At 66.6% G+C, this 18,684-nt stretch carries 21 protein-coding genes; 1 reads left to right on the forward strand and 20 read right to left on the reverse strand.

What is annotated here, in order from left to right:
* Window positions 1-4: 4 nt before the first annotated feature.
* The 7 genes from mdcE to dctP are packed head-to-tail and all read right to left on the reverse strand — an operon-like array spanning window position 5 to window position 6,585.
* Complete coding sequence (mdcE, locus tag Herbaro_RS13045) at window positions 5-751, reverse strand: biotin-independent malonate decarboxylase subunit gamma (RefSeq protein WP_275010061.1); 747 nt, start codon at window positions 749-751, stop codon at window positions 5-7.
* 12 nt (window positions 752-763) lie between these two features.
* A complete protein-coding gene (locus Herbaro_RS13050; RefSeq protein WP_275010062.1) occupies window positions 764-1,660 on the reverse strand; it encodes a biotin-independent malonate decarboxylase subunit beta in 897 nt (298 codons plus the stop codon).
* Window positions 1,657-1,971 (reverse strand): malonate decarboxylase acyl carrier protein, encoded by a 315-nt coding sequence (mdcC, locus tag Herbaro_RS13055; protein ID WP_275010063.1) that lies wholly within the window; start codon window positions 1,969-1,971, stop codon window positions 1,657-1,659. Before mdcC ends, Herbaro_RS13050 begins: the two co-directional genes overlap by 4 nt.
* Before the next feature lies 1 nt (window position 1,972).
* A complete protein-coding gene (mdcA, locus tag Herbaro_RS13060) occupies window positions 1,973-3,640 on the reverse strand; it encodes a malonate decarboxylase subunit alpha (protein WP_275010064.1) in 1,668 nt (555 codons plus the stop codon).
* 1 nt (window position 3,641) lies between these two features.
* Window positions 3,642-4,991 carry a TRAP transporter large permease gene (locus tag Herbaro_RS13065; protein WP_275010065.1) on the reverse strand — a complete coding sequence of 450 codons (1,350 nt, stop codon included), beginning with the start codon at window positions 4,989-4,991 and terminating at the stop codon, window positions 3,642-3,644.
* The gene (locus Herbaro_RS13070; RefSeq protein WP_275010066.1) at window positions 4,991-5,563 is read right to left on the reverse strand and encodes a TRAP transporter small permease; all 573 of its coding nucleotides are present in this window, start codon (window positions 5,561-5,563) and stop codon (window positions 4,991-4,993) included. The genes Herbaro_RS13065 and Herbaro_RS13070 overlap by 1 nt, the downstream gene beginning before the upstream one ends.
* On the reverse strand, window positions 5,560-6,585 hold the full coding sequence (gene dctP / locus Herbaro_RS13075; RefSeq protein ID WP_275010067.1) for a TRAP transporter substrate-binding protein DctP: 1,026 nt from the start codon (window positions 6,583-6,585) through the stop codon (window positions 5,560-5,562). The genes Herbaro_RS13070 and dctP overlap by 4 nt, the downstream gene beginning before the upstream one ends.
* 166 nt (window positions 6,586-6,751) lie before the next feature.
* On the opposite strand from dctP, the gene Herbaro_RS13080 reads away from it, so the two are divergent.
* Entirely contained in the window at window positions 6,752-7,420 is a 669-nt protein-coding gene (locus Herbaro_RS13080) for a GntR family transcriptional regulator (protein ID WP_275010068.1), read from the forward strand.
* A gap of 12 nt (window positions 7,421-7,432) precedes the next feature.
* Here Herbaro_RS13080 and Herbaro_RS13085 read toward each other — a convergent pair whose 3' ends face one another.
* From Herbaro_RS13085 to Herbaro_RS13145, 13 genes are all read right to left on the reverse strand, one after another.
* Window positions 7,433-8,332 (reverse strand): pseudouridine synthase, encoded by a 900-nt coding sequence (locus Herbaro_RS13085; RefSeq protein WP_275010069.1) that lies wholly within the window; start codon window positions 8,330-8,332, stop codon window positions 7,433-7,435.
* Window positions 8,329-9,666 carry a type II toxin-antitoxin system HipA family toxin gene (locus Herbaro_RS13090; RefSeq protein ID WP_342456492.1) on the reverse strand — a complete coding sequence of 446 codons (1,338 nt, stop codon included), beginning with the start codon at window positions 9,664-9,666 and terminating at the stop codon, window positions 8,329-8,331. Before Herbaro_RS13090 ends, Herbaro_RS13085 begins: the two co-directional genes overlap by 4 nt.
* Complete coding sequence (locus Herbaro_RS13095) at window positions 9,663-9,971, reverse strand: helix-turn-helix domain-containing protein (protein WP_275010071.1); 309 nt, start codon at window positions 9,969-9,971, stop codon at window positions 9,663-9,665. The genes Herbaro_RS13090 and Herbaro_RS13095 overlap by 4 nt, the downstream gene beginning before the upstream one ends.
* Window positions 9,972-10,171: 200 nt before the next feature.
* On the reverse strand, window positions 10,172-10,360 hold the full coding sequence (locus Herbaro_RS13100; RefSeq protein WP_275010072.1) for a YjfB family protein: 189 nt from the start codon (window positions 10,358-10,360) through the stop codon (window positions 10,172-10,174).
* A 300-nt stretch (window positions 10,361-10,660) separates the two neighbouring features.
* Complete coding sequence (locus Herbaro_RS13105; RefSeq protein ID WP_275010073.1) at window positions 10,661-10,849, reverse strand: hypothetical protein; 189 nt, start codon at window positions 10,847-10,849, stop codon at window positions 10,661-10,663.
* 196 nt (window positions 10,850-11,045) lie between these two features.
* Window positions 11,046-11,906: an anti-sigma factor family protein gene (locus Herbaro_RS13110; RefSeq protein WP_275010074.1), complete on the reverse strand. Its 861-nt coding sequence runs from the start codon at window positions 11,904-11,906 to the stop codon at window positions 11,046-11,048.
* The gene (locus Herbaro_RS13115) at window positions 11,903-12,466 is read right to left on the reverse strand and encodes an RNA polymerase sigma factor (RefSeq protein WP_275010075.1); all 564 of its coding nucleotides are present in this window, start codon (window positions 12,464-12,466) and stop codon (window positions 11,903-11,905) included. The genes Herbaro_RS13110 and Herbaro_RS13115 overlap by 4 nt, the downstream gene beginning before the upstream one ends.
* Window positions 12,467-12,488: 22 nt before the next feature.
* The gene (locus Herbaro_RS13120; RefSeq protein ID WP_275010076.1) at window positions 12,489-12,869 is read right to left on the reverse strand and encodes a COG4315 family predicted lipoprotein; all 381 of its coding nucleotides are present in this window, start codon (window positions 12,867-12,869) and stop codon (window positions 12,489-12,491) included.
* A gap of 120 nt (window positions 12,870-12,989) precedes the next feature.
* The gene (locus Herbaro_RS13125) at window positions 12,990-13,445 is read right to left on the reverse strand and encodes a group I truncated hemoglobin (RefSeq protein WP_275010077.1); all 456 of its coding nucleotides are present in this window, start codon (window positions 13,443-13,445) and stop codon (window positions 12,990-12,992) included.
* Between the two features lie 10 nt (window positions 13,446-13,455).
* Window positions 13,456-14,487: a DUF3034 family protein gene (locus Herbaro_RS13130; protein ID WP_446719269.1), complete on the reverse strand. Its 1,032-nt coding sequence runs from the start codon at window positions 14,485-14,487 to the stop codon at window positions 13,456-13,458.
* A 113-nt stretch (window positions 14,488-14,600) separates the two neighbouring features.
* Complete coding sequence (locus Herbaro_RS13135) at window positions 14,601-16,991, reverse strand: putative bifunctional diguanylate cyclase/phosphodiesterase (protein WP_275010078.1); 2,391 nt, start codon at window positions 16,989-16,991, stop codon at window positions 14,601-14,603.
* Window positions 16,992-17,034: 43 nt separating this feature from the next.
* Window positions 17,035-17,667, reverse strand: coding sequence for a methylamine utilization protein (locus Herbaro_RS13140; RefSeq protein ID WP_275010079.1), 633 nt, complete (start codon window positions 17,665-17,667; stop codon window positions 17,035-17,037).
* A 156-nt stretch (window positions 17,668-17,823) separates the two neighbouring features.
* A complete protein-coding gene (locus Herbaro_RS13145) occupies window positions 17,824-18,450 on the reverse strand; it encodes a TetR/AcrR family transcriptional regulator (protein WP_275010080.1) in 627 nt (208 codons plus the stop codon).
* Window positions 18,451-18,684 lie beyond the last annotated feature (234 nt).

Genomic DNA, 18,684 nt, shown 5'->3' on the forward strand with positions numbered 1-18,684 from the left:
GGGATTATTTCAGCGGGACGTCGTCGGCCACGGCGTCGATCACGCGCCGGGCCAGCTTGCGCCCGCCGCGCTCCAGGCCGTCGAGGGCGCGGCGGTCGTCCGACCGGTCCGCCGCCAGCGCATCCAGCAGCGACTGCGCCAGGTCGCCGTTCCAGATAGCGGCCACGCCGCCCATGCGCAGATAGTTTTCCGGGCCGGGCGCGAACACCGGATTGCCGCGGGCCAGTTCGGTCAGCCGCTCTTCCGGCACCTTGGTGATGCGCGCCATGGCGGGCAGGCCCATGACCCGGATGGTGGCGTCGGGCAAGGCATAGCAGGCGTCGGCGATCAGCCCGCTGGTGATGAAGCCGCCCGACAGCGCCTGGTCGTACACCAGCCCCACCACGCGGTGGCCCGAGCGGCGCGCCAGTTCCACGCACTTGCCCAGGTGCGCCATGTAGCTGTTGATGCCCAGCATCTCGTCGCGATGGCGCAGGCGCTGGCCCTGCGTATCCACCAGGATCACGATGGGACGGCCGGGGTGCTCGCGCACCGTGGCCAGGATGGCGGTGGCCTGGGCCAGCGCGATCTCGATGCCGATGGGCGTGTGGCCGGTGGTGCCGATGACGGCGACGCTGGCCTCGCCGACCCGGGCGGTGCCGGACAGGAAGTTGTCCTGCTCGGCGATGTCGTGCCCCAGCGGGAACAGTTGCTGCGCGAGCGCGCGCCAGTCGACTTGTTTCGCTTCAGGGGCGGTCACTGCGGTTTGCATGCGGTGCTCCTCTCAGGCTTTGCTCTGGATGCGATGGCCGTCGGCCATGGCGGTGAAGGCGGCGGCCTCCAGCATCGGCACCGATTCCGGCCTGGGCACGCCAAGGTCGGCCCAGATATCCATCGGATCTTGCGCGTGACCGAAGGCGGCCATGCGCCGGCGCAGCATCTCCTGCTCGGCTTCCAGCGCGACCAGCGAGAGCGCGGTCGGGCCGGCGTTCTCCAGCGCCTCGATGGCGGCTTGCCGGAACGCGGCAATGTCGTCCTCCACCAGCCTCTGGCAATCGCCGATCAGGTAGCGGTGCTTGCCGCCGGTGGTGCGCCAGACCAGCGCGCGGTCGCGCGAATCGAATTCCTCGACGCCGTTGGCGGTCTCGATCACCTCCGGGCCGGACATGGCCAGGCGCCCTTCCTCCGACATGATCACCGCGTTGGCGCAGCGCGCGACGATACCCATGCCGCCGAAGCAGCCGTTGGCGCCGCCCACCAGCACGATCACCGGGATGCCGGCGGCGCGCGCGTCGAGCACGGCGCGCATCACTTCCGAGACGGCGATCAGGCCGGCGTTGGCTTCATGCAGGCGCACGCCGCCGGTCTCCAGCAGCAGCACCACGCCGGCGGCTTGCTGGCGGATGGCGCGCTTCAACAGGCCGACCAGCTTGGCGCCATGCACCTCGCCCACCGCGCCGCCCATGAAGCCGCCCTCCTGCGCGGCGGCCATCACCGCGCGCCCGCCCAGCCGGCCTTCGCCGACGGCCACGCCATCGTCGAAGGACACCGGCGCGTCGAGCTGGCCCAGGTGCGGGCTGACCACGCGCTGCGCCGGCGGCAGCAGCTCGTTGAAGCTGCCCGGATCGAGCAGCGCCAGGATGCGCTCGCGGGCGCTGGCTTCGAGATAGCTGGCGCTCATGTGCGTTCCTCCACCATGGCTTCCACCGCCTGGTCCAGGCGCAGGCTGACCACCGCCGGGGTGGCGCCCATGTCGTTGATGGAGATGCGCGCGTCGGCCAGTTGCCAGCGCTGGAAGAAGTCGCGCATCACCGCTTCCCAGATGGCGCCGAAGCCGCGCGCGGCGGTCTTCACCTCGATGGCGCAGGCGCCGTCCAGCGCCGCGTTCTCGATCAGCACTTCCAGGTTGCCGGAGCTGACCACGCCCACCAGCTCGGGCGCGGCCTTCAGGCGGCGCGCGCCGTTGTCGAATCGATAGTTCAAGGTTTCCATGTCACCAGTTCCTGAAACGTTTGGGCGGGTTGTACAGACCGCCCGAGGCCCGCACCAGATCCTTCATGTTCTTGGCGGCCAGCAGGTCGCGCGTGGCCAGGCGCTTGTCGATGCCCATGTCCTCGGCGCGCCGGATCACGCCGCGGTCGCGCAGGTTTTCCACCATGCGGCGGTCGCGTCCCAGCCCCACCGCCGTGTAGCCCGCCACGCCGCGGATGGCCTGTTCGCGCTCCTCGTCGCTGCGGCACAGCAGCAGGTTGGCGATGCCCTCCTCGGTGAGGATGTGGGTGACGTCGTCGCCGTAGATCATCACCGGCGGTATCGGCATCCTGGCCTGCTCGCCCAGTTGCCAGGCGTCGAGCTTCTCGACGAAGGCCGGCTGCATGTGTTCGCGGAAGGTTTCCACCGTCTGCACCACCAGCTTCTGGCCGCGCGGGATGGTGTTCCTGCCGGCGCGCGCCTGCGCCCCGGCCTTGAGCCACGCTTCGCTGGCGTGACGCCGACCGCGGGCGTCGGCGCCCATGTTGGGAGCGCCGCCGAAGCCGGCGATGCGGCCCAGCGTGGCGGTGGAGGAGTTGCCCTGCAGGTCGATCTGCAGGGTGGAACCGATGAACATGTCGCAGCCGTAGTGGCCGGCGGTCTGCGAGAGCGCGCGGTTGCTGCGCATGGAGCCGTCGGGGCCGACGAAGAAGACGTCGGGCCGGGCTCGGATGTAGTCCTCCATGCCCAGCTCGGAGCCGAAGGAATGGATCGACTCGACGAAGCCGGCCTCGATCGCCGGGATCAGCGCCGGATGCGGATTGAGCGCCCAGTGCTTGCAGATCTTGCCGCGCAGGCCGAGCGACTCGGCATAGGTCGGCAGGATCAGCTCGATGGCGGCGGTGTCGAAGCCGATGCCGTGGTTCAGGCGCTGCACGCCGTATTCGGCATAGATGCCCTTGATCGCCATCATCGCCATGAGCACCTGGATCTCGGAGATCTGGGCCGGGTCGCGCGTGAACAGCGGTTCGATGTAGTGCGGCGTGGGTGCCTGGATGGCGAAGCCGACCCAGTCGGCCGGGATGTCCACGCGCGGCAGCACGTCGACGATCTCGTTGACCTGGGCGATCACGATGCCGCTGGAGAACGCGGTGGCCTCGGCGATTGCCGGGGTGTCCTCGGTGTTGGGGCCGGTATACAGGTTGCCGTGGCGGTCGGCCGCCTGGGCTGCCACCAGCGCCACGCGCGGCGTGAGGTCGGTGAAGTAGCGGCCGAACAGTTCAAGGTAGGTATGGATGGCGCCGATGTTGAGTTTGCCGGCCGAGGCCAGCTTCGCCAGCCGCCCGGCCTGCGGGCCGGAGAAGGAGAAGTCCAGGCGGTCGGCGATGCCCTTCTCGAACACGTCCAGGTGCTCCGGCAGGGCCAGCACCGAGAACAGCATGTGCAGGCCGTGCACGCGCGCCGGGTCGAGCGAGGCCAGGCCCTTGGCCAGGAAATCGGCCTGCTTCTGGTTGTTGCCCTCGACGCAAACCCGGTCGCCGTTTTCCAGCACCGCGTACAGCAGCTCGGCCAGCTTGCCGGCCGGCGCGATCTTGCCCTGCAGGTCCCCGCCCAGCGCCGCCGCGGCGCGCGCCAGCCGCGCCTCCCGGTTCTTCTGGCGCGCGTTCCAGACGCGTTCGCTACCACTCATCTCACTTCGCTCCCATCAACAGGTCAGGCAATACGGTCGCGATGCCCGGGAACATGCACAGCAGCACGACCGCGAGGAACATCAACGCCAGGAAAGGAATCGTACCCTTGATCACGTCGCCCAGCGGGATGTCGGGCGCGATGTTCTTGATCACGAACAGGTTCAGCCCCACCGGCGGGTGGATCAGCCCCATCTCCATCACCACGGTCATCACGATGCCAAACCAGATCAGGTCGAAACCGGCGGCCTTCAGCGGCGGCAGGATGATAGGCGCGGTCATCAGGATGATCGACACCGGCGGCAGGAAGAAGCCCAGCACGATCACCATGGCCAGGATCACCGCCAGCAGCAGCCACCTGGACAGGTGCAGGTCGACCACCCACTGCGCCGCCGACTGGCTGATGTGCAGGTAGCTCATCACGTAGGAATACAGCAGCGACATGCCGATGATCAGGAGCAGCATGCCCGATTCCTTGATGGTGGAGCTCAGGAACGGCGCGATCTCGCGCGGCTTGTAGATGCGGTAGACGATGGCGATCAGCACCAGCGCCAGCAGCGCGCCCAGCCCGGCGGTCTCGGAGGGCGTGGCCAGCCCGCCGTAGAGCGCCACCATCACGCCGATCAGCAGGATCAGGAACGGCAGCACGCGCGGCAGCATCTCCACCTTTTGCGCCAGCGTGAAGTGCTCGTCGTCCAGGTAGGCCGACTTCACGCCGCCGGCGGTGTAGACCGCGTGCGCCAGCTTGTACTCCTTGCGGGCGCGGAACACGGCATAGCCGGCGAACAGGATCACCAGCAGCACGCCCGGGCCGATGCCGGCCAGGAACAGCCGGCCCAGCGACTGCTCGGCGGCCACCGCGTACAGGATCATGGTGATCGACGGCGGCAACAGGATGCCCAGCGTCCCGCCGGCGGCGATGATGCCGGCCGCGAAGCCCGGCGAATAGCCGCGCCGGCGCATCTCGGGAATGCCGGCCGATCCGATCGCCGAGCAGGTCGCCGGCGACGAGCCGGCCATGGCGGCGAACAGCGCGCAGGCGAACACGTTGGCGATGCCCAGGCCGCCCGGCACCCGGTTCAGCCAGGCGTGGATGGCCGAGTACAGATCCTTGCCGGCCGGCGACTTGCCGATGGCCGCGCCCTTCAGGATGAACAGCGGGATCGACAGCAGCGTGATCGAGGCGATCTCTTCGTAGACGTTCTGGGTGACGGTGTCCAGCGCCGACTCCGGCATGAAGAAGTACATGAAGCCGGTCGCCACCACGCCCAGCGCGAAGGCGATGGGCATGCCGGAGCACATGACGACGATGGTGATGACGCCATACAGGGCGCCGAGGGTCAATGGGCTCATTACGCGCCCTCCTTCGCGTCCACCGTGCCGGTGATGCGCACCAGCACCTGCACCAGCAACTGCAGCGTGAGGATGCTCATGCCCAGCGCCATCATCGAATAGGGAATCCACAGCGGCGGCGCGAAGGTCGACGAGGTGGTCTGGCCATCCACCCAGGCCTCGTGGAACAGCGTCCACGACTTCCACGCGAAGAAGGCGCAGAACGCGAAGGACACCAGGTCGACGATGAACATGCGCACCCGGTTGGCCGCCGGCGAGAGCAGACCCGCCACCGCCTCGATGCCGATATGCCCGCGCAGCGACTGCACGTGGGCCGAGCACAGGAAAATCACGCCCACCAGCATGAAGACCGAGGCCTCGTCCTGCCAGTCGGTGGGATGGTGGAAGAAGTAGCGCACCACCACCGAGTAGGTGAGGATGCACGAGGTCACCACCAGCGCGATCATGCCCAGGAACACGGCCGCCTTGTGGAACAGCGCCAGCGCCGCGGCCAGCCACGCCACCGGCGCGCTGGCCGGCACCGCCGGCCTGGCCGCCGGGGCGGCGCCCGGCATTTCAAACCCGTGGCTCATAAGGTCTTCTCCGCCAGCGACAGCAGCTTGGCGCAGTTGGCGTTGCGCGCGGCGAAATCTTTCCAGGCGGTGTTGCGGGCGATGTCCTGCCACTTCTTGACCACCTCGGCGTTCAGGTCGACCACCTTGGCGCCGGCCTTCTGGTAGACCTGGGCCACGGCCACGTCGTCGGCCTGCGCGGCCTTCATGGCGAACTGTTCCATCTCGGCGCCGACCGCCATGACCACGGCCTGCTGGTCCTTGGGCAGTTTCTCGAACACCGCCTTGGACATCATCAGCGGCTCGAACATGTACCAGTAGGCCTTGTCGCGGCCGGTGGTAAGCGCCTTGGCGACCTCTTCCAGGCGGAACGACATGAAGGAGGTCGAGGAGGTCATCGCGGCATCCATCGCGCCGGTCTGCATGGCGGCATAGATCTCATTGGAGGGCAGCGTCACCACGGCCGCGCCGGCTTCCTTCAGGATCAGGTCCATCTCGCGCGAACCGCCGCGCACCTTCATCCCCTTGGCGTCGGCCGGATCGACGATGGGCTTGCCGCGCGAGGCCACGCCGCCGGCCTGCCAGATCCAGCTGACGATGACGATGCCCTTTTCGTTGAGGATGCGCGCCAGTTCCTTGCCCACTTCAGCGTTCTTCCAGGAGGCGCCCTGCTGGTAGGAGGTCACCAGGCCCGGCATCAGGCCGATGTTGGTCTCGGGGACTTCGCCGCCGGCGTAGTTCAGCGGCACCAGCGACATGTCCAGCGCGCCCTTGCGCATGGCCGAGAACTGCGCGTTGGTCTTCATCAGCGAGGAGCCGGGATAGATCTCGAACTTCAGGGCGCCCTTGGTGCGTTCGCTGACCTGCTGGGCGAAAGTGCGCACCAGGCGGTCGCGGAAGTCGCCCTCGGTGATGGTGCCGCCGGGGAACTGGTGGGAAATCTTCAGGTTGGTGGTTTGTGCCCATGCTGCGGTGGGCAATGCTGCCGCGAGGGGGGCGGCTGCCAGCGTGCCAATGAAATGGCGGCGCGTGATTCCAGTCATTTTTATGTCTCCTCCAAGGATTGATGGATGCTGCGTGTGTCAGTTTGTTTTTTTATGATCTCATTGTGTATACAATTTCTTCCGAAAGGCATACATTGTCAAGCACAAATCCAATTTAAAATATTGTCTTGTATGCAACTGCAAGCTTCGAGATAAGGATTTTGCGATGGAAACCGCCAAGACACGTTCTGAGACCCTGCGCGAGTCGATCGAGGAAATGATCGCCGTGGGCAAGCTGATACCGGGCCAGCACCTGGACGAGACCTCGCTGGCCGAGGAGTTCGGGGTATCGCGCACGCCGATCCGGGAAGCGCTGATCCAGCTGGCCTCGATGGGCATCGTCGAGATGCGCCCGCGGCGCGGCGCCATCGTGGCCGAGATCGGCCCGCAAAAGCTCATTGAAATGTTCGAGGTGATGGCCGAGTTCGAGGCCATGTGCGGCCGCCTGGCCGCGCGCCGTATGACGCCGGCCGAGCACGCCGAACTGCTGGCCGCGCACCAGGCCTGCAAGGCGGCGCGCGACGCCAGCGATCCGGACGCCTACTTCTACCTCAACGAGGTCTTCCACGACCACATCTACGCCGGCAGCCACAATACCTTCCTGGCCGAACAGGCGCGCGCCCTGCACCGCCGCCTGCGCCCCTACCGCCGCTTGCAGCTGCGGGTGCGCGACCGCCTGAAGATGTCCTTCGACGAGCACGAGGCGGCGGTCAACGCCATCGTCGCGGGCGATGCGGAAAAGACGGTGGAAGTGCTGCGCCAGCACATCACGATCCAGGGCCAGCGCTTTGCCGACCTGGTGGCGTCGCTGCACCAGTTGAAAACGGCGGCCTGAAGCCGCCGCCTGCTACAGCTGGCGTTCGCTCTCGAAGAAGCGTTCGCTGCCATCCAGCGGATCGATGAAGAACAGCGATCGCGCCAGCAGCTTCAGCGGCTGGTCGAGGCGGTCGGCCACGCCTGCCGGCACGGCGTCGGGATAGAACAGGTCGTTGACGATGGGAATGCCCAGCGCCGCCATGTGCACACGCAACTGGTGGCGCCGGCCGGTGACCGGCTCCAGCCGGTACAAACCCAGCGCGCCGCGCGCCTCGATGAGCGAGAGATGGGTTTCCGAGTTGGGTTCGCCGGGCGCTTCGTGCATGCGGAAGAACTGCCCGGGCATCTCCACCACCCGGCTGCGGTGAACGCGCGGCAGCGCCAGGTCCGCGCGCAGCGGGGCGATCGCCTCGTATGCCTTGAACATGGAACGCTGCTGGAACATGGATTGGTATTTGCCGCGGCTGGCCGGATTGCGCGAGAACACGATCACCCCGGCGGTCTCCCGGTCGAGGCGATGGATGGGCGCCAGGTCCTCGAAGCCGGTGGCTTTCTTCAGCCGCACCAGCAGCGTCTCCTGCACGAAGCGCCCGGTCGGGATCACCGGCAGGAAATGCGGCTTGTCGGCCACCACCAAGTGATCGTCCACGTGCAGGATTTTTTCCTCGACCGGAATGCGCGCCTCACCCTGCGGCAGCTCACGGTAGTAGAAGATGCAGTCGCCCGCGCGGTAAGGCGAATCCGGCCGCAGCGCCTCACCATGCTGGTTGCGCACCTCGCCGCGCAGCAGGCGCTCGCGCCAGGCCTGCGGCGGCACCGCGGTAAAACGCTCGGCAAGGAAAGACTGCATGTCGCGCCACGCTCCCGGCTGCAGCCAGAGATAGCTGGGCGAGAGCCCGTCGCGCACGGGCAGCGTCGGCGTAGGCCTCATGCCGGCGCTCCGCCCTTGTTTGCCTTGCGCGCGGCGCGACGGCGCCAGGCGGCGACGCTGGCGTTGGCATCCAGGTGCGCCAGCAGCCGGGCGCGCTGGGCCTCGGTGAACGGCAACGCGGCGATCAGCGCCGGCCATTGCGTCATGGCGCGCTCCACGGTTTCCACCAGCACCGCCTGCAGCTTGGGTTCGGGCAGGCTCCAGATGTTGGCCAGGCGGCGCAGGATGGCCGGCGTGAGCAACTGCTTGCCCCTCTGCCCCGGCACGAAGGCCAGCGCATGGCCCTCGCCGCCGACATAGGCGGCATAGGCGACGATGTCATAGGCGGGCGACAATGCCGCCTCCTGCGGCGTGCGGTAGAGCAGGCTGAAGTTCTTCAGGTGAGCGTCGAAATTGCCCAGCAGTTCGTTGACCTTGATCCGGCGCAGCAGCTCGAACACGTCCTCCACCCCGCGCGCGCTGCGCTCGGCCAGCACCACGCCGATGGCGGCATAGGTGCCGGCGTACTTGGCGCCGGGCGCGGTGCCGGTGACCTGGGCGAAATCCTCCATGTGCCGGCGCCCGGTGGGGGTGTCGGCGTCGCGGTCGAAACGATGCACCAGCAGGAAGCGGCTGGCGTCGTTGCGCAGGCCGAACGGCAGGTGTTCGGCGATCGCCGACAGCGGCTCCAGCTCGAATCCGCAGACGTCCACGCCGGCGGCCGCCGCCAGCGTCAGCGAGGAAAACTCCACCTGCGGCATGTTGGGATAGTCGGTGGCCGGCAATTTGGCGATGAAGTGCGCGCCAGCGCGATCCCTGGAGCGCATCACGTAACGCCCGCCCGGCTCCTTCACCAGCGCCAGCTTGGGCTGCACGCCGGAAAGCGATTCCCCGTCCGGCGCCGGCAACTGGCCCGAGCTCATCTCGTAGCTGTCATGTCCCTGGCCCAGGAGGCGGCCCAGGCGGCGCTCGTCCAGCTCCTCGGCCACGGCCGAGACGTCGCCGGGGAGATCTTTTCCGCAGTAGGCCAGCAGGCCGAATTCGTCATCCGGCGCCAGGCCCGCGCGCTGCACCAGGTGCTTGCGCAGCTGGCCTTCCGGCAACAGGTTCTGGAAGAACGGCGGCAGGCCGCCCCGGCCGTCGCCGCGGTTGGCGGCCAGCGTCGGGTCGAGCAGTTGGAGGCGGGTGCGCTCCTCGGTGGAGGCGCAATAGAGCTGCGAGAGAATGGGCCGGCCCCCCCCCTGCAGGGCGTAATCGTCGTCGAAACGGAAGTAGCAGCGGCCGTCGTCCAGCGCGAACAGCGAGCCGGCATCCACCGTGCCCAGGCGGATGCGCAGGGAGCGCAGCATGCTCATGGCCGCCCGCCCTCGTCCATCAGTTGCTGCAGGCGCTGCGCCAGCTCGGTCTGGCTGCCCGCGCCGCTCCCGGCCGCCTCGGCGGCGCGCATCTGCGCGGCCTGCCGCGGCACCAGCAGCAGCTCCAGCCCCAGCTCGCCGCACAGCGACAGCAGCTTGCCCAGCTCGATATTGCCGCGGCCGGTCTCCAGCGCCAGCAAGGTGTTGCGATGCATGCCGGCCAGGCCGGCCAGCTCGATGGCGGTAAGGCCGCGCGCCTTGCGGGCGCTGCGGATGCGTGCGCCGATGTCTTGAAGGCTTGTCATTTTATTGACCAATAAATTGTTCAATTGATTATATGAACATCATATTAGTCATTGATCGAGCTCTTGTCCATATCATCTATTCTATTGGTCATTAAACATAACAGCCAATTAAATGGTCGTTTTGTCAGGCAAGCTCAACTGCGGGAGACAAAAAAAATCGCAGCCCGAAGGCTGCGATTTTCAAACCCGACATGAAGCGATCAGGCGGTCGTGTTGATATTGCGACCGATGTTCGGGTTGGCAGGCACCGGCGGCAGCGCCTGCAGCACGCCGATTGCCGCTGCGGCTTGCGTATTGAGCGCCTTCTTGAGCATCAGGACGTTGACCTGGTCAGAGGTCCGCGCCGATGCCATGCTGGTGGCCTGTGCTGCGATTTGCGTAACATCCATAAACGACTCCTGTTGAGGGAAGGTCACCATCCGGCCGTATTGCGCCGGACAGTATCTGCATAACGGCATTCAAACCTGTTTCTTTACGTCAATCAAGAAATTTAAAGACATGAAGCGACGGCGCTTTGCCGCGCTTTTCACATTTCCCGCATGAAACAGCAAGAAAAGGCAGAAGCCGCTTAGGTTTGACGCCGTCGGCCCGATTTGTTCGAAGCGCGGCCTTGGGAAGCGTCATTGCCGCCCATATAACAAAAAAAATCGCACCCCGAAGGATGCGATAAAAAAAACAACGGTGCCAAGCTAGGCGAACGTATTGATGATGCGGCCGATGCTGGTGTTGGACGGCAACCGCGCAATTGCCGCTGCCGTATCGATCACTTCATCGGCCGCCTTCTTGGCTACCTTGGTCAGGTCCACCCCGACGGACTGCGCCGCCTTGTCGGCCAGCCAGGCCGTCGCGGCGCCGGCGGCGATAGTTGCTATCTCCATGAGAACTCCTTTGTTGAAGGTGCAACCGGGCCATGCGCAGAGGGCTTGCGGGTATGCCGCCCGCTCTTTACGTCATGGCTAAGCATGTTAGCGGCAGGCAGGCCCCACCCTTAACAGTGATTGCCGTGTCCTTACCTTAATTTGCAGGTGTTAACAAATCGGGAGCGATCCGCAGCTGAGCGGATCGGAGAGGCGCTCACCTGGCCGGTTGCGGCGCCGGCGCCAGCTGTTCATAGACCGAGCTGGCAATACGCGACAGCTCGTTCCTGGCAATGCCGCCGGAGAGCGCATAGCCGAACTGGCCGTCGATCCAGTAGAAGACGTTGAGCTTGTCCTCCTGGGCAAAGCGGAAGCCCGTGCCCTGGCTTTGCACCTGGTCGCGCGATACATACAGGGTCAGCCGCTGGCCGCCGGCGTCCTGGTACATGAACTGCGCCACCGGCCCGCTCTGGCCGGGCAAGAGGCGTCCGCCGATCAGGTCGTAGCCCAGCGGCGCCAGCTTGGGCGCACGCACATTGGCGCCGATGCGGCGCGAAAGCCAGGTGACCAGGGCCTGCTCCTGGTCTGCGCCAACCTCCACCGGGCGGCGCAGGTCGGGGCTGTAGACGTTATGCGCGACCGCCGCCTGGCGCGCCAGCGTGATGGGCGCTACCGCCACCATCGGCGAGTGTGCGCCTGGCATCCATTGCATGCCGCCCTCGCCGGCCGCATCGCGCAGCAGCCAGCCGCCTATGCCGCCGGCCAGCGCGATCAGCAGCATGGCAGCATGGCGCAGCCAGGCGCTACCGTTGGCCGCAGCGCCGGCCCGATCCAGGCGACGACGCCCGCCGGTGCGCGAAAAACCGGTCAGCCGCGGCGGCGGCGGCTCGTCCAGCACTTCATCGAACAAGCCGTGCAGCGCCTCGTTTTGCCCGCGCCAGGCGCGCACGCGCTCCAGCGCGTCGGCATTGCCCGGGTCCTGCGCCAGCCAGGCAGCCACCTCCTGCGCGCGCGCAGCCGGCAACTGGCCGTCGACATAGGCGTGCAGATCGTTCTCGCTGATTGCCGGCATCGTCATTTCACCACCTTCAAGGCAGTTGCGGCGAGCGCGCCGGAGTCCGGACGCGCGCCGCGCTCGCCGTCCAGCAGCAGCCGCAAGCGTTCACGGCCGCGCGACAGGCGCGACATCACGGTGCCCACGGGAATGCCCAGGGTCGCCGCCACTTCTTCGTAGCGCATCTCTTCCAGCACCACCAGCAGGATGATCTCGCGCTGCTCCTCGGGCAACAGCCGCAGCGCCGCTTCCAGGTCCAGCATCAGGCCGCGGTCGGCCGGCATGACGTAGGCCGACATCGCTTCCGGCTGGTCCAGCTCGACCGTAGGCAAGACCGGCTTCCTGCGCTGGTCGGCGTGCAGGTTGTGCATGATGGCGAACAGCCACGGACGCATGTCGCCGCCGCGCTGCCAGCTGTCCAGTTTTTGCCAGCCGCGCTCCAGGGTGTCCTGCACCAGGTCGTCGGCGGCATTGCGGTCGCCCACCAGGGCGCGGGCGTAGCGGCGCAGCCGCGGCAGGCAGGCGAGCATCAGCTGCTCGTCGGCCTGCCGCGCCTGGTCCTGCCTGGCCTTGCGTCCGAACATGGCGGGCGGGTCCGGGGCAGGCTTAAGGCTTGACCACGTGCCAGATGTCCTTGAAGTTGTCGCCGCTGCGATCGCCCGCCTTCTTGTCCTGCTCGTACAGGTACAGCGGCTTGCCCTGGTAGGCCAGTTGGGCGCTGCCGTCGTCGCGGGTCACGGTCGAATACGGCGCGGCCGGCGTGCCCATCGGCGCGACCGGCGGCCACAGCTTGGCGCAAGGGCCGTTGCAGGCGCTCTTGCCGCTGTTGGCGGTGTCCTTGTCGAAGGTGTAGACGGTCATGCCACGGGCGTCGACCAGCACGCCGTCCATGGTCTTGACGCCGGCGCTCTGGGCCGAGGCGGTGAACGGTGCGGCGGCGCAGGCCAGTGCGCTCAGTGCGAAGAGGGAGGTAGCGAGCAGTCTCATGTCATTTCCTTTTCTTGGTCGGGTTGCGCGGTGTGCCTTACCCATGCCGAGGTATACGCGGCGCATGCCGCGATTATTCCCGCTCCCGGAAAATATTTCTTGCCCTGCCCGCGCCGCCGGTCAGCGGGTGACGGTATCGCGCTGCATCGGCGCCAGCAGGTACAGCAGGCGGTTCTGCGTGCGCGAAGCGATACCGTTTTTCTCCATGGCGATCTGCAGGTCTTCCACCAGCGCGTTGAAGTGGGCATTGGTCAGCTTCAGGCCCTGGTGCACTTCCTTCATGGGATCGCCGGTATAGATGCAGCCGCCGCCGCTGAGCTCGCAGAACTGCTCGACCAGCTTTTCGTCCAGGCGCTGCAGGTTGGTGCCGGCGAAGGTGTGGCGGATGCGCTCGTCGTCCAGCATCAGGGCGACGAAATCGCTGACCACCTTCTTGATCACCGGCAGGCCGCCGAGATCGTTGAACAGCGCGGGATCGGCCACGGCTGCCTTGGGCGCGGGCGCCTGAGCCTGCGCCGTCGAGCAAAGAACCAGCAGGGCTGCCGCCAGCGGCAGGAAAATCTTGCGTGACATCATGGCGGCCTCCTCAGAATCCGGCCTGCAGCGACAGATAGACGCCGTTCTGCCGCTTGGGGTTGTAGACGGTAATGTCGCCCAGCGACACGTAGGCCAGCGTGGCCGACAGGTTCTTGGTCGGGAACCAGGCGAGGAAGACGTCGTAGTAGTCCTTCTCCTTGTCGGCCGACAGGTTGCGGGGCTTCATGCGGTATTCCGCGCCCAGCGCCAGCTTGCGGTTGATCAGGTAGGCCGCCGAGACCTCGCCCATCGGCTGGTAGCGGTCGTTGAGATCGCCGCCGAAGCCCAGCAGGCCCATCTGGTTGGCCTTGGTCAGGCGCACCGTGGCGTTGAGCAGCAGACTCTGTTCCAGGAACAGCTTGGTGGCGGCGATGTAGTAGTCGATGCCGGCGTCGCTGGCCGCGCCCAGCTGCTTCACGCCGGTGACCGCGCCCAGGCCGCCGATGCCGTTATTGCGCTTGAACATGGCGCCGGCGGCGATCTGCGGCAGCCACCGGTCCTGGTCGTAGACGGCGTCGCCGGCCAGCTTGAGCTTCACCCCGAAGATGTCCTGGGTGATCCTGAGATTGTTCAGCGGCGCCAGGCTGCCGTAGAACTCCTGCTTGGCGGCGGAGAGTTCGACGCGATCCAGGATGCCCACCGCCACGCCGTAGGACTTGAGCTTGTAGTCCTGGGTGGCGACGTAGGTGTAGTGCGCGCTGGCGCCGTAGCTGTCGCGCGTGCCGTAGCCGGTGATCAGCGCCCAGGGCGTCAACCCGCCGCCACCGGCGCCTTCGACCTGGATCACGCCGCCGGTGGCGGTGAGCTTGCCCATGTCGGGCACCCAGCGCCGGTTCTGCGCCGGGTCGGCGGGATCGGGCCCGGCGGCGGGCGCGCCTTGCATGACCCGCTCCGCCTTCTTCTCCTGCGCGGCGGCCCAGGCTTCCTGCTCGCCGGCGCTCATCTGCGCCGCCATCTGCGCCATGGCCGGCGCCGCCAGCACGGCCAGCGCCGCGCCGGCGAACAGCGCCATGCGCTTCCCCGGTTTCAATTCAACCATCATTCCCCCCTCTTGCTTGCGCCATATCGCTACGGCTGCCCCATGCCCGCGGCCCCGCATCTTCGCGGATGCGCCGCCGGCCTTACCCCATTTGATTTGATTGGCGCCCGCGCCGCTCAGACCGCCACGTTCTCCGACTGGTCCAGCATGGCCGGCGCGCGCCAGCTCTGCAGCCATTCGAGGAAGCGGTCCACCGGCATCGGCTTGCCCATGAAATAGCCCTGCCCCTGGTCGCAGCCCATCTGCCGCAGCAGGAACCACACCGCCTCGCTTTCCACGCCTTCGGCCACCACGCGCAGGCCAAGGTTGTGGCCGAGGTCGATGGTGGAGCGCACGATCTTGGCGTCGTCCTGGTCTTGCTCCATCTTCATGACGAAGGACTTGTCGATCTTGAGCTCGTCCACCGGCAGGCTCTTCAGGTAGGCCAGCGACGAATAGCCGGTGCCGAAATCGTCGATGCCCAGCGCGAAGCCCATGCGCGACAGGCGTTCCAGCGTGTTCTGCGCGCGCGCCGGATCGTCCATGATGGCGCTCTCGGTGATCTCCAGGCAGAACATCTCGGGCGACAGCCGGTAGGTGTTGAGGATGGCGCCGAAAGCCGACGGCAGTTCCTGGTCCATCAGGTCGCGCGTGGACAGGTTGACCGAAAACTTGAGATGGATGCCGCGCCCCTGCAGCTCGCCGCACAGGCGCGCCACCTTTTCCATCATCCAGGTGGTCAGCATGCGCACGAAGCCGGTGGTCTCGGCGAAAGGAATGAAATTATCCGGCCCGATGAATCCCTTCTCCGGATGGATCCAGCGCACCAGCGCCTCGGCCCCGATCACACTGCCGGAGGCCAGGTCCAGCTTGGGCTGCAGGTACAGCATGAATTCGTCGCGCTCCAGCGCGCGGCGCAGTTCGGACAACAGCGACAGGCTTTCCTGGCTGGTCTTGTCGATCGCGGGATCGTAGACCACCACGCCGCTGCCCTTGCGCTTGGCGGTGTACATCGCCACCTCGACGTGGCTCAGCAGCACGTCGCTGGTCTCGCCGTGTTCGGGGAAGCCGGCCACGCCGATGCCGGCGCCCAGGTCCACCGTCTGCTCCTGCAGCGACAGGGGATGCTCCAGCGCGCGCAGGATGTGAATCGCCTGCTCGACCGCTTCGTCAAGATCGGCGCCGGGAAGCAGGATGGCGAACTCGTCGCCGCCCAGGCGCGCCACCTTGGCGTCTGGACGCAGCAACTGGTCGGCCAGGCGATGCGCCACCTGGCGCAGCAGGTCGTCGCCGAAACTGTGGCCGAGCACGTCGTTGACCTGCTGGAAGCGGTCCAGGTCCATCATCAGGATATGGCAGGTGCCGTGCGGCACTTCGCGCGCGGCGGCGATGGCGTCCTTGAGCAGGTCGGCGAACTGCACGCGGTTGGGCAGGTCGGTCAACTGGTCCTGGTACGCCAGGCGGCTGATCTTGAGCTCACGGGTGGAAATCTCGGCGCGCATGGTCTCGAAGGCGCCGGCCAGCCGGCCGATCTCGTCATGCCGGCGGATCTGCACGCCCTCGCTGTAGTCGCCCGCGCCGAGGCGCTTGGCGACCGCGGCCAGCTCGCGCAGCGGACTGGTGATGCGGCGCGCCATCACGGCGCTGGCCAGCGCGGCGATCAACACGCCCAGGATGGTGATGGTCAGCAGGATCACCTGCAGCCGGTGATACGGCGCGACCGCCTCGCTGACCGAGCGCTGCAGCACCACCACGGCTTCCTGGCCGCTGCTGGAGCGGGCCAGCGGCAACACGCGGGCGCGGTATTCGTTGCCGTAGATCTGCAGGTCGGAGACGCCGGAAACCTTCATCGCCGGCGCATGCATTTCCTTGGACAGCATGGAGGCCGCATCCGGCGCCAGCGTGGACACATCCGAGGCCCAGCCGCTGGCGCCGCGGTTGCTCACCAGGATGGAGACCTGCAGCGAGGACAGCGCGCGCATGTCGGCGATCAGTTGCCGATCCACCGGGAAACCCATGACGACCCAGGCGATGGTGACGGGGGCCTTGATCGGCACGGCCACGATCTGGAACATGCTGTCGCCGACGATGACGTTGTCGGCCGCGCCGTTCTCGGCCTCGGGCTTGCGGATCAGCTCCATGCTGCTGCGCTGCAGGTCGGTGTCGGGATATTCCAGGGTGGAGGCGCGGATCTGGCCGTCGGTGCCGATCAGCATCGCCATCGAGGCGCCGATGCGGGCGCCGTGGTTGGCCAATACCGAATTGATGGTGTCGCGGTCGTCGGTGCCGATGGCCTGGCGGAAGCCGAAATCGGAGGCCAGCAGGCGCGCCCCCAGGGTCAGCTTTTGCGCGTTCTGGTCCAGCAGCCGCGCGAACACCCGCTGGCCGATCGCCAGCTCGTCGGTGATCGCATTGCGGGCATTGCCGTCGATCGCCTTGCGGATGGCGGCGAAGCCGGCCAGCTGCACCACCACGATGAGGATGATGAACAGCGCGACGATCTTGCTTTCCAGGCGATACAAACGCACCGAAGCCCCCGCTTCCTTTATCCGAATAGTGTGGGTGCGCGCCTTACAGCGGCACCGCCTTGACGTTGAGCTTGATGGCCGCCTTGAGCTCGCCGCCCTGCACCTGCAGGGGCTGCTCGACCGCAGCCTGGTTCTGCGCCATCGTGAAATACCAGGCCTTGAGCGTGTACCTGCCGTTGCCCAGGCCGTCCAGCTTCACCGTGCCGCTGCGGTCGGTGACGCCGAAATACGGCGTATTGACCACCTGCACGTAGGCCACCATCTGGTCGTGGATATTGCAGCCCAGCACCACGGTGCCGGGCTTGTCGAACACCACCGGGCTGCCGGGCGTGCCTGAATACAGCTTCAGCTCGAAGGTCTTGGCGGGCGAAAAGGAATAGACGTGGTGGCGCACCGTGTCGCGGTTGGGGAACAGGATCGGCGTTCCGGTCTGCACCACGGAGACCAGCGGGAAAAAGGTCTTGTTCTTCTGCTCGATCTCGGTCGGCCGCGGCGGCCTCGACGGCGCCGGCGCGCCCACCGGCTCGGCATAGACCACGGCGTTGGGTACCGGCTGGCCGGCCGCATCCAGCACTTCGACGGACACCGCCGCCTGCGCCGCCGTGGCCGTCAACATGGCGGCCAGCAGCACCGCTTCCCCCGCACGCCTTGTCAGGCTGATTATTGTGTGCCGCATGATCGATCAATAGGGTTGGAACGAAGCCGCCGCAAGGTGCGCGCCGGCAAGAATTCCGTCCACTATACGGCAGGCCGCAGGAAATGAAATAAGGAAGTTTCTGAGTTGCCGGGCGTCACTGCCGCGCCGTGGCGGCGGCAGCGGACGGGCTTGGCATTATGCCTGCGAATCCTTGCGGGATGCTGTCAGGTAACCGATCACCGCCGGTACGATCTCGGGCCGCACGCTGCCCGGCGAGAGGCCGCCGGGGCCGGTCAGCACCACCGCGTTGATCAGCGCGCGCAGCATGCGCTGGATGACGAAGGTGGCCACGTCCAGGTCGGGCGTGGTGATGCTGGCGCGATGCTTCTCCAGCACGCTGCGGATGGCGTCGAAGAAGCGCTGCCGGATTTCGGTGGAGACCGGCAGGTTGTACGCCGGGAATTCTTCTTCCAGGATGCGATTGAGTTCCGGCTCCACCAGGTGGGCCGCGACTAGGGCGTCGATCAGCGCCTCGAAGTCGCTCTGCAGCGAGCCGGCGCCGTCGAAGTGCGCGGCCACGTCCTCGAACAGGCCCAGCATGCGGGTGACGTGGCGCTCGCGCAGCGCGAAGATCAACGCATCCTTGTTGGGAAAATACTGGTACAACGAGCCCACGCTGATGCCGGCCGATTCCGCCACCAGGTTGGTGTTGGTCTTGGCGTAGCCGCGCTCGACCAGCACGCGCGACATGGCATCGAGAATCGTGTCGACCATCGCCCGCGAACGCGCCTGGCGAGGTTCTTTTCTGGGTTGCAGTTTCATTTTTCAGCTTCGGTAAGGAATTCGCCGGTCTCCGACGCGAATTCACAACATGAGTTATTGTTCGTATCTCAGAGTATAATACAAAAATGAGTTTTTACTCGTCAGCCACTCGGCGACATCGTGCAACGGACTCGCGTAAAGATTTGCAGGCGGCCGGGAATCCCCGCCCCGCCTGCCGCATCGCCCGATCCAGCCGTGCCGCGCCAAGCGCGACGAACCCGTAACGAGAGATCG

It is taken from the genome of Herbaspirillum sp. WKF16, assembly GCF_028993615.1.
Taxonomy (GTDB): Bacteria; Pseudomonadota; Gammaproteobacteria; order Burkholderiales; family Burkholderiaceae_D; genus Herbaspirillum.

What these genes read in the sequence shown, in the direction of transcription:
- mdcC (WP_275010063.1), bottom strand. Translation starts at nt 1,971, where the DNA reads ATGGAAACCTTGAACTATCGATTCGACAACGGCGCGCGCCGCCTGAAG.
- Herbaro_RS13110 (WP_275010074.1), bottom strand. Translation starts at nt 11,906, where the DNA reads ATGACGATGCCGGCAATCAGCGAGAACGATCTGCACGCCTATGTCGAC.
- Herbaro_RS13050 (WP_275010062.1), bottom strand. Translation starts at nt 1,660, where the DNA reads ATGAGCGCCAGCTATCTCGAAGCCAGCGCCCGCGAGCGCATCCTGGCG.
- Herbaro_RS13065 (WP_275010065.1), bottom strand. Translation starts at nt 4,991, where the DNA reads ATGAGCCCATTGACCCTCGGCGCCCTGTATGGCGTCATCACCATCGTC.
- Herbaro_RS13130 (WP_446719269.1), bottom strand. Translation starts at nt 14,487, where the DNA reads ATGATGGTTGAATTGAAACCGGGGAAGCGCATGGCGCTGTTCGCCGGC.
- Herbaro_RS13085 (WP_275010069.1), bottom strand. Translation starts at nt 8,332, where the DNA reads ATGAGGCCTACGCCGACGCTGCCCGTGCGCGACGGGCTCTCGCCCAGC.
- Herbaro_RS13140 (WP_275010079.1), bottom strand. Translation starts at nt 17,667, where the DNA reads ATGCGGCACACAATAATCAGCCTGACAAGGCGTGCGGGGGAAGCGGTG.
- Herbaro_RS13145 (WP_275010080.1), bottom strand. Translation starts at nt 18,450, where the DNA reads ATGAAACTGCAACCCAGAAAAGAACCTCGCCAGGCGCGTTCGCGGGCG.
- Herbaro_RS13100 (WP_275010072.1), bottom strand. Translation starts at nt 10,360, where the DNA reads ATGGATGTTACGCAAATCGCAGCACAGGCCACCAGCATGGCATCGGCG.
- dctP (WP_275010067.1), bottom strand. Translation starts at nt 6,585, where the DNA reads ATGACTGGAATCACGCGCCGCCATTTCATTGGCACGCTGGCAGCCGCC.
- mdcE (WP_275010061.1), bottom strand. Translation starts at nt 751, where the DNA reads ATGCAAACCGCAGTGACCGCCCCTGAAGCGAAACAAGTCGACTGGCGC.
- Herbaro_RS13125 (WP_275010077.1), bottom strand. Translation starts at nt 13,445, where the DNA reads ATGATGTCACGCAAGATTTTCCTGCCGCTGGCGGCAGCCCTGCTGGTT.
- Herbaro_RS13105 (WP_275010073.1), bottom strand. Translation starts at nt 10,849, where the DNA reads ATGGAGATAGCAACTATCGCCGCCGGCGCCGCGACGGCCTGGCTGGCC.
- mdcA (WP_275010064.1), bottom strand. Translation starts at nt 3,640, where the DNA reads ATGAGTGGTAGCGAACGCGTCTGGAACGCGCGCCAGAAGAACCGGGAG.
- Herbaro_RS13115 (WP_275010075.1), bottom strand. Translation starts at nt 12,466, where the DNA reads ATGTTCGGACGCAAGGCCAGGCAGGACCAGGCGCGGCAGGCCGACGAG.
- Herbaro_RS13095 (WP_275010071.1), bottom strand. Translation starts at nt 9,971, where the DNA reads ATGACAAGCCTTCAAGACATCGGCGCACGCATCCGCAGCGCCCGCAAG.
- Herbaro_RS13090 (WP_342456492.1), bottom strand. Translation starts at nt 9,666, where the DNA reads ATGAGCATGCTGCGCTCCCTGCGCATCCGCCTGGGCACGGTGGATGCC.
- Herbaro_RS13120 (WP_275010076.1), bottom strand. Translation starts at nt 12,869, where the DNA reads ATGAGACTGCTCGCTACCTCCCTCTTCGCACTGAGCGCACTGGCCTGC.
- Herbaro_RS13080 (WP_275010068.1), top strand. Translation starts at nt 6,752, where the DNA reads ATGGAAACCGCCAAGACACGTTCTGAGACCCTGCGCGAGTCGATCGAG.
- Herbaro_RS13070 (WP_275010066.1), bottom strand. Translation starts at nt 5,563, where the DNA reads ATGAGCCACGGGTTTGAAATGCCGGGCGCCGCCCCGGCGGCCAGGCCG.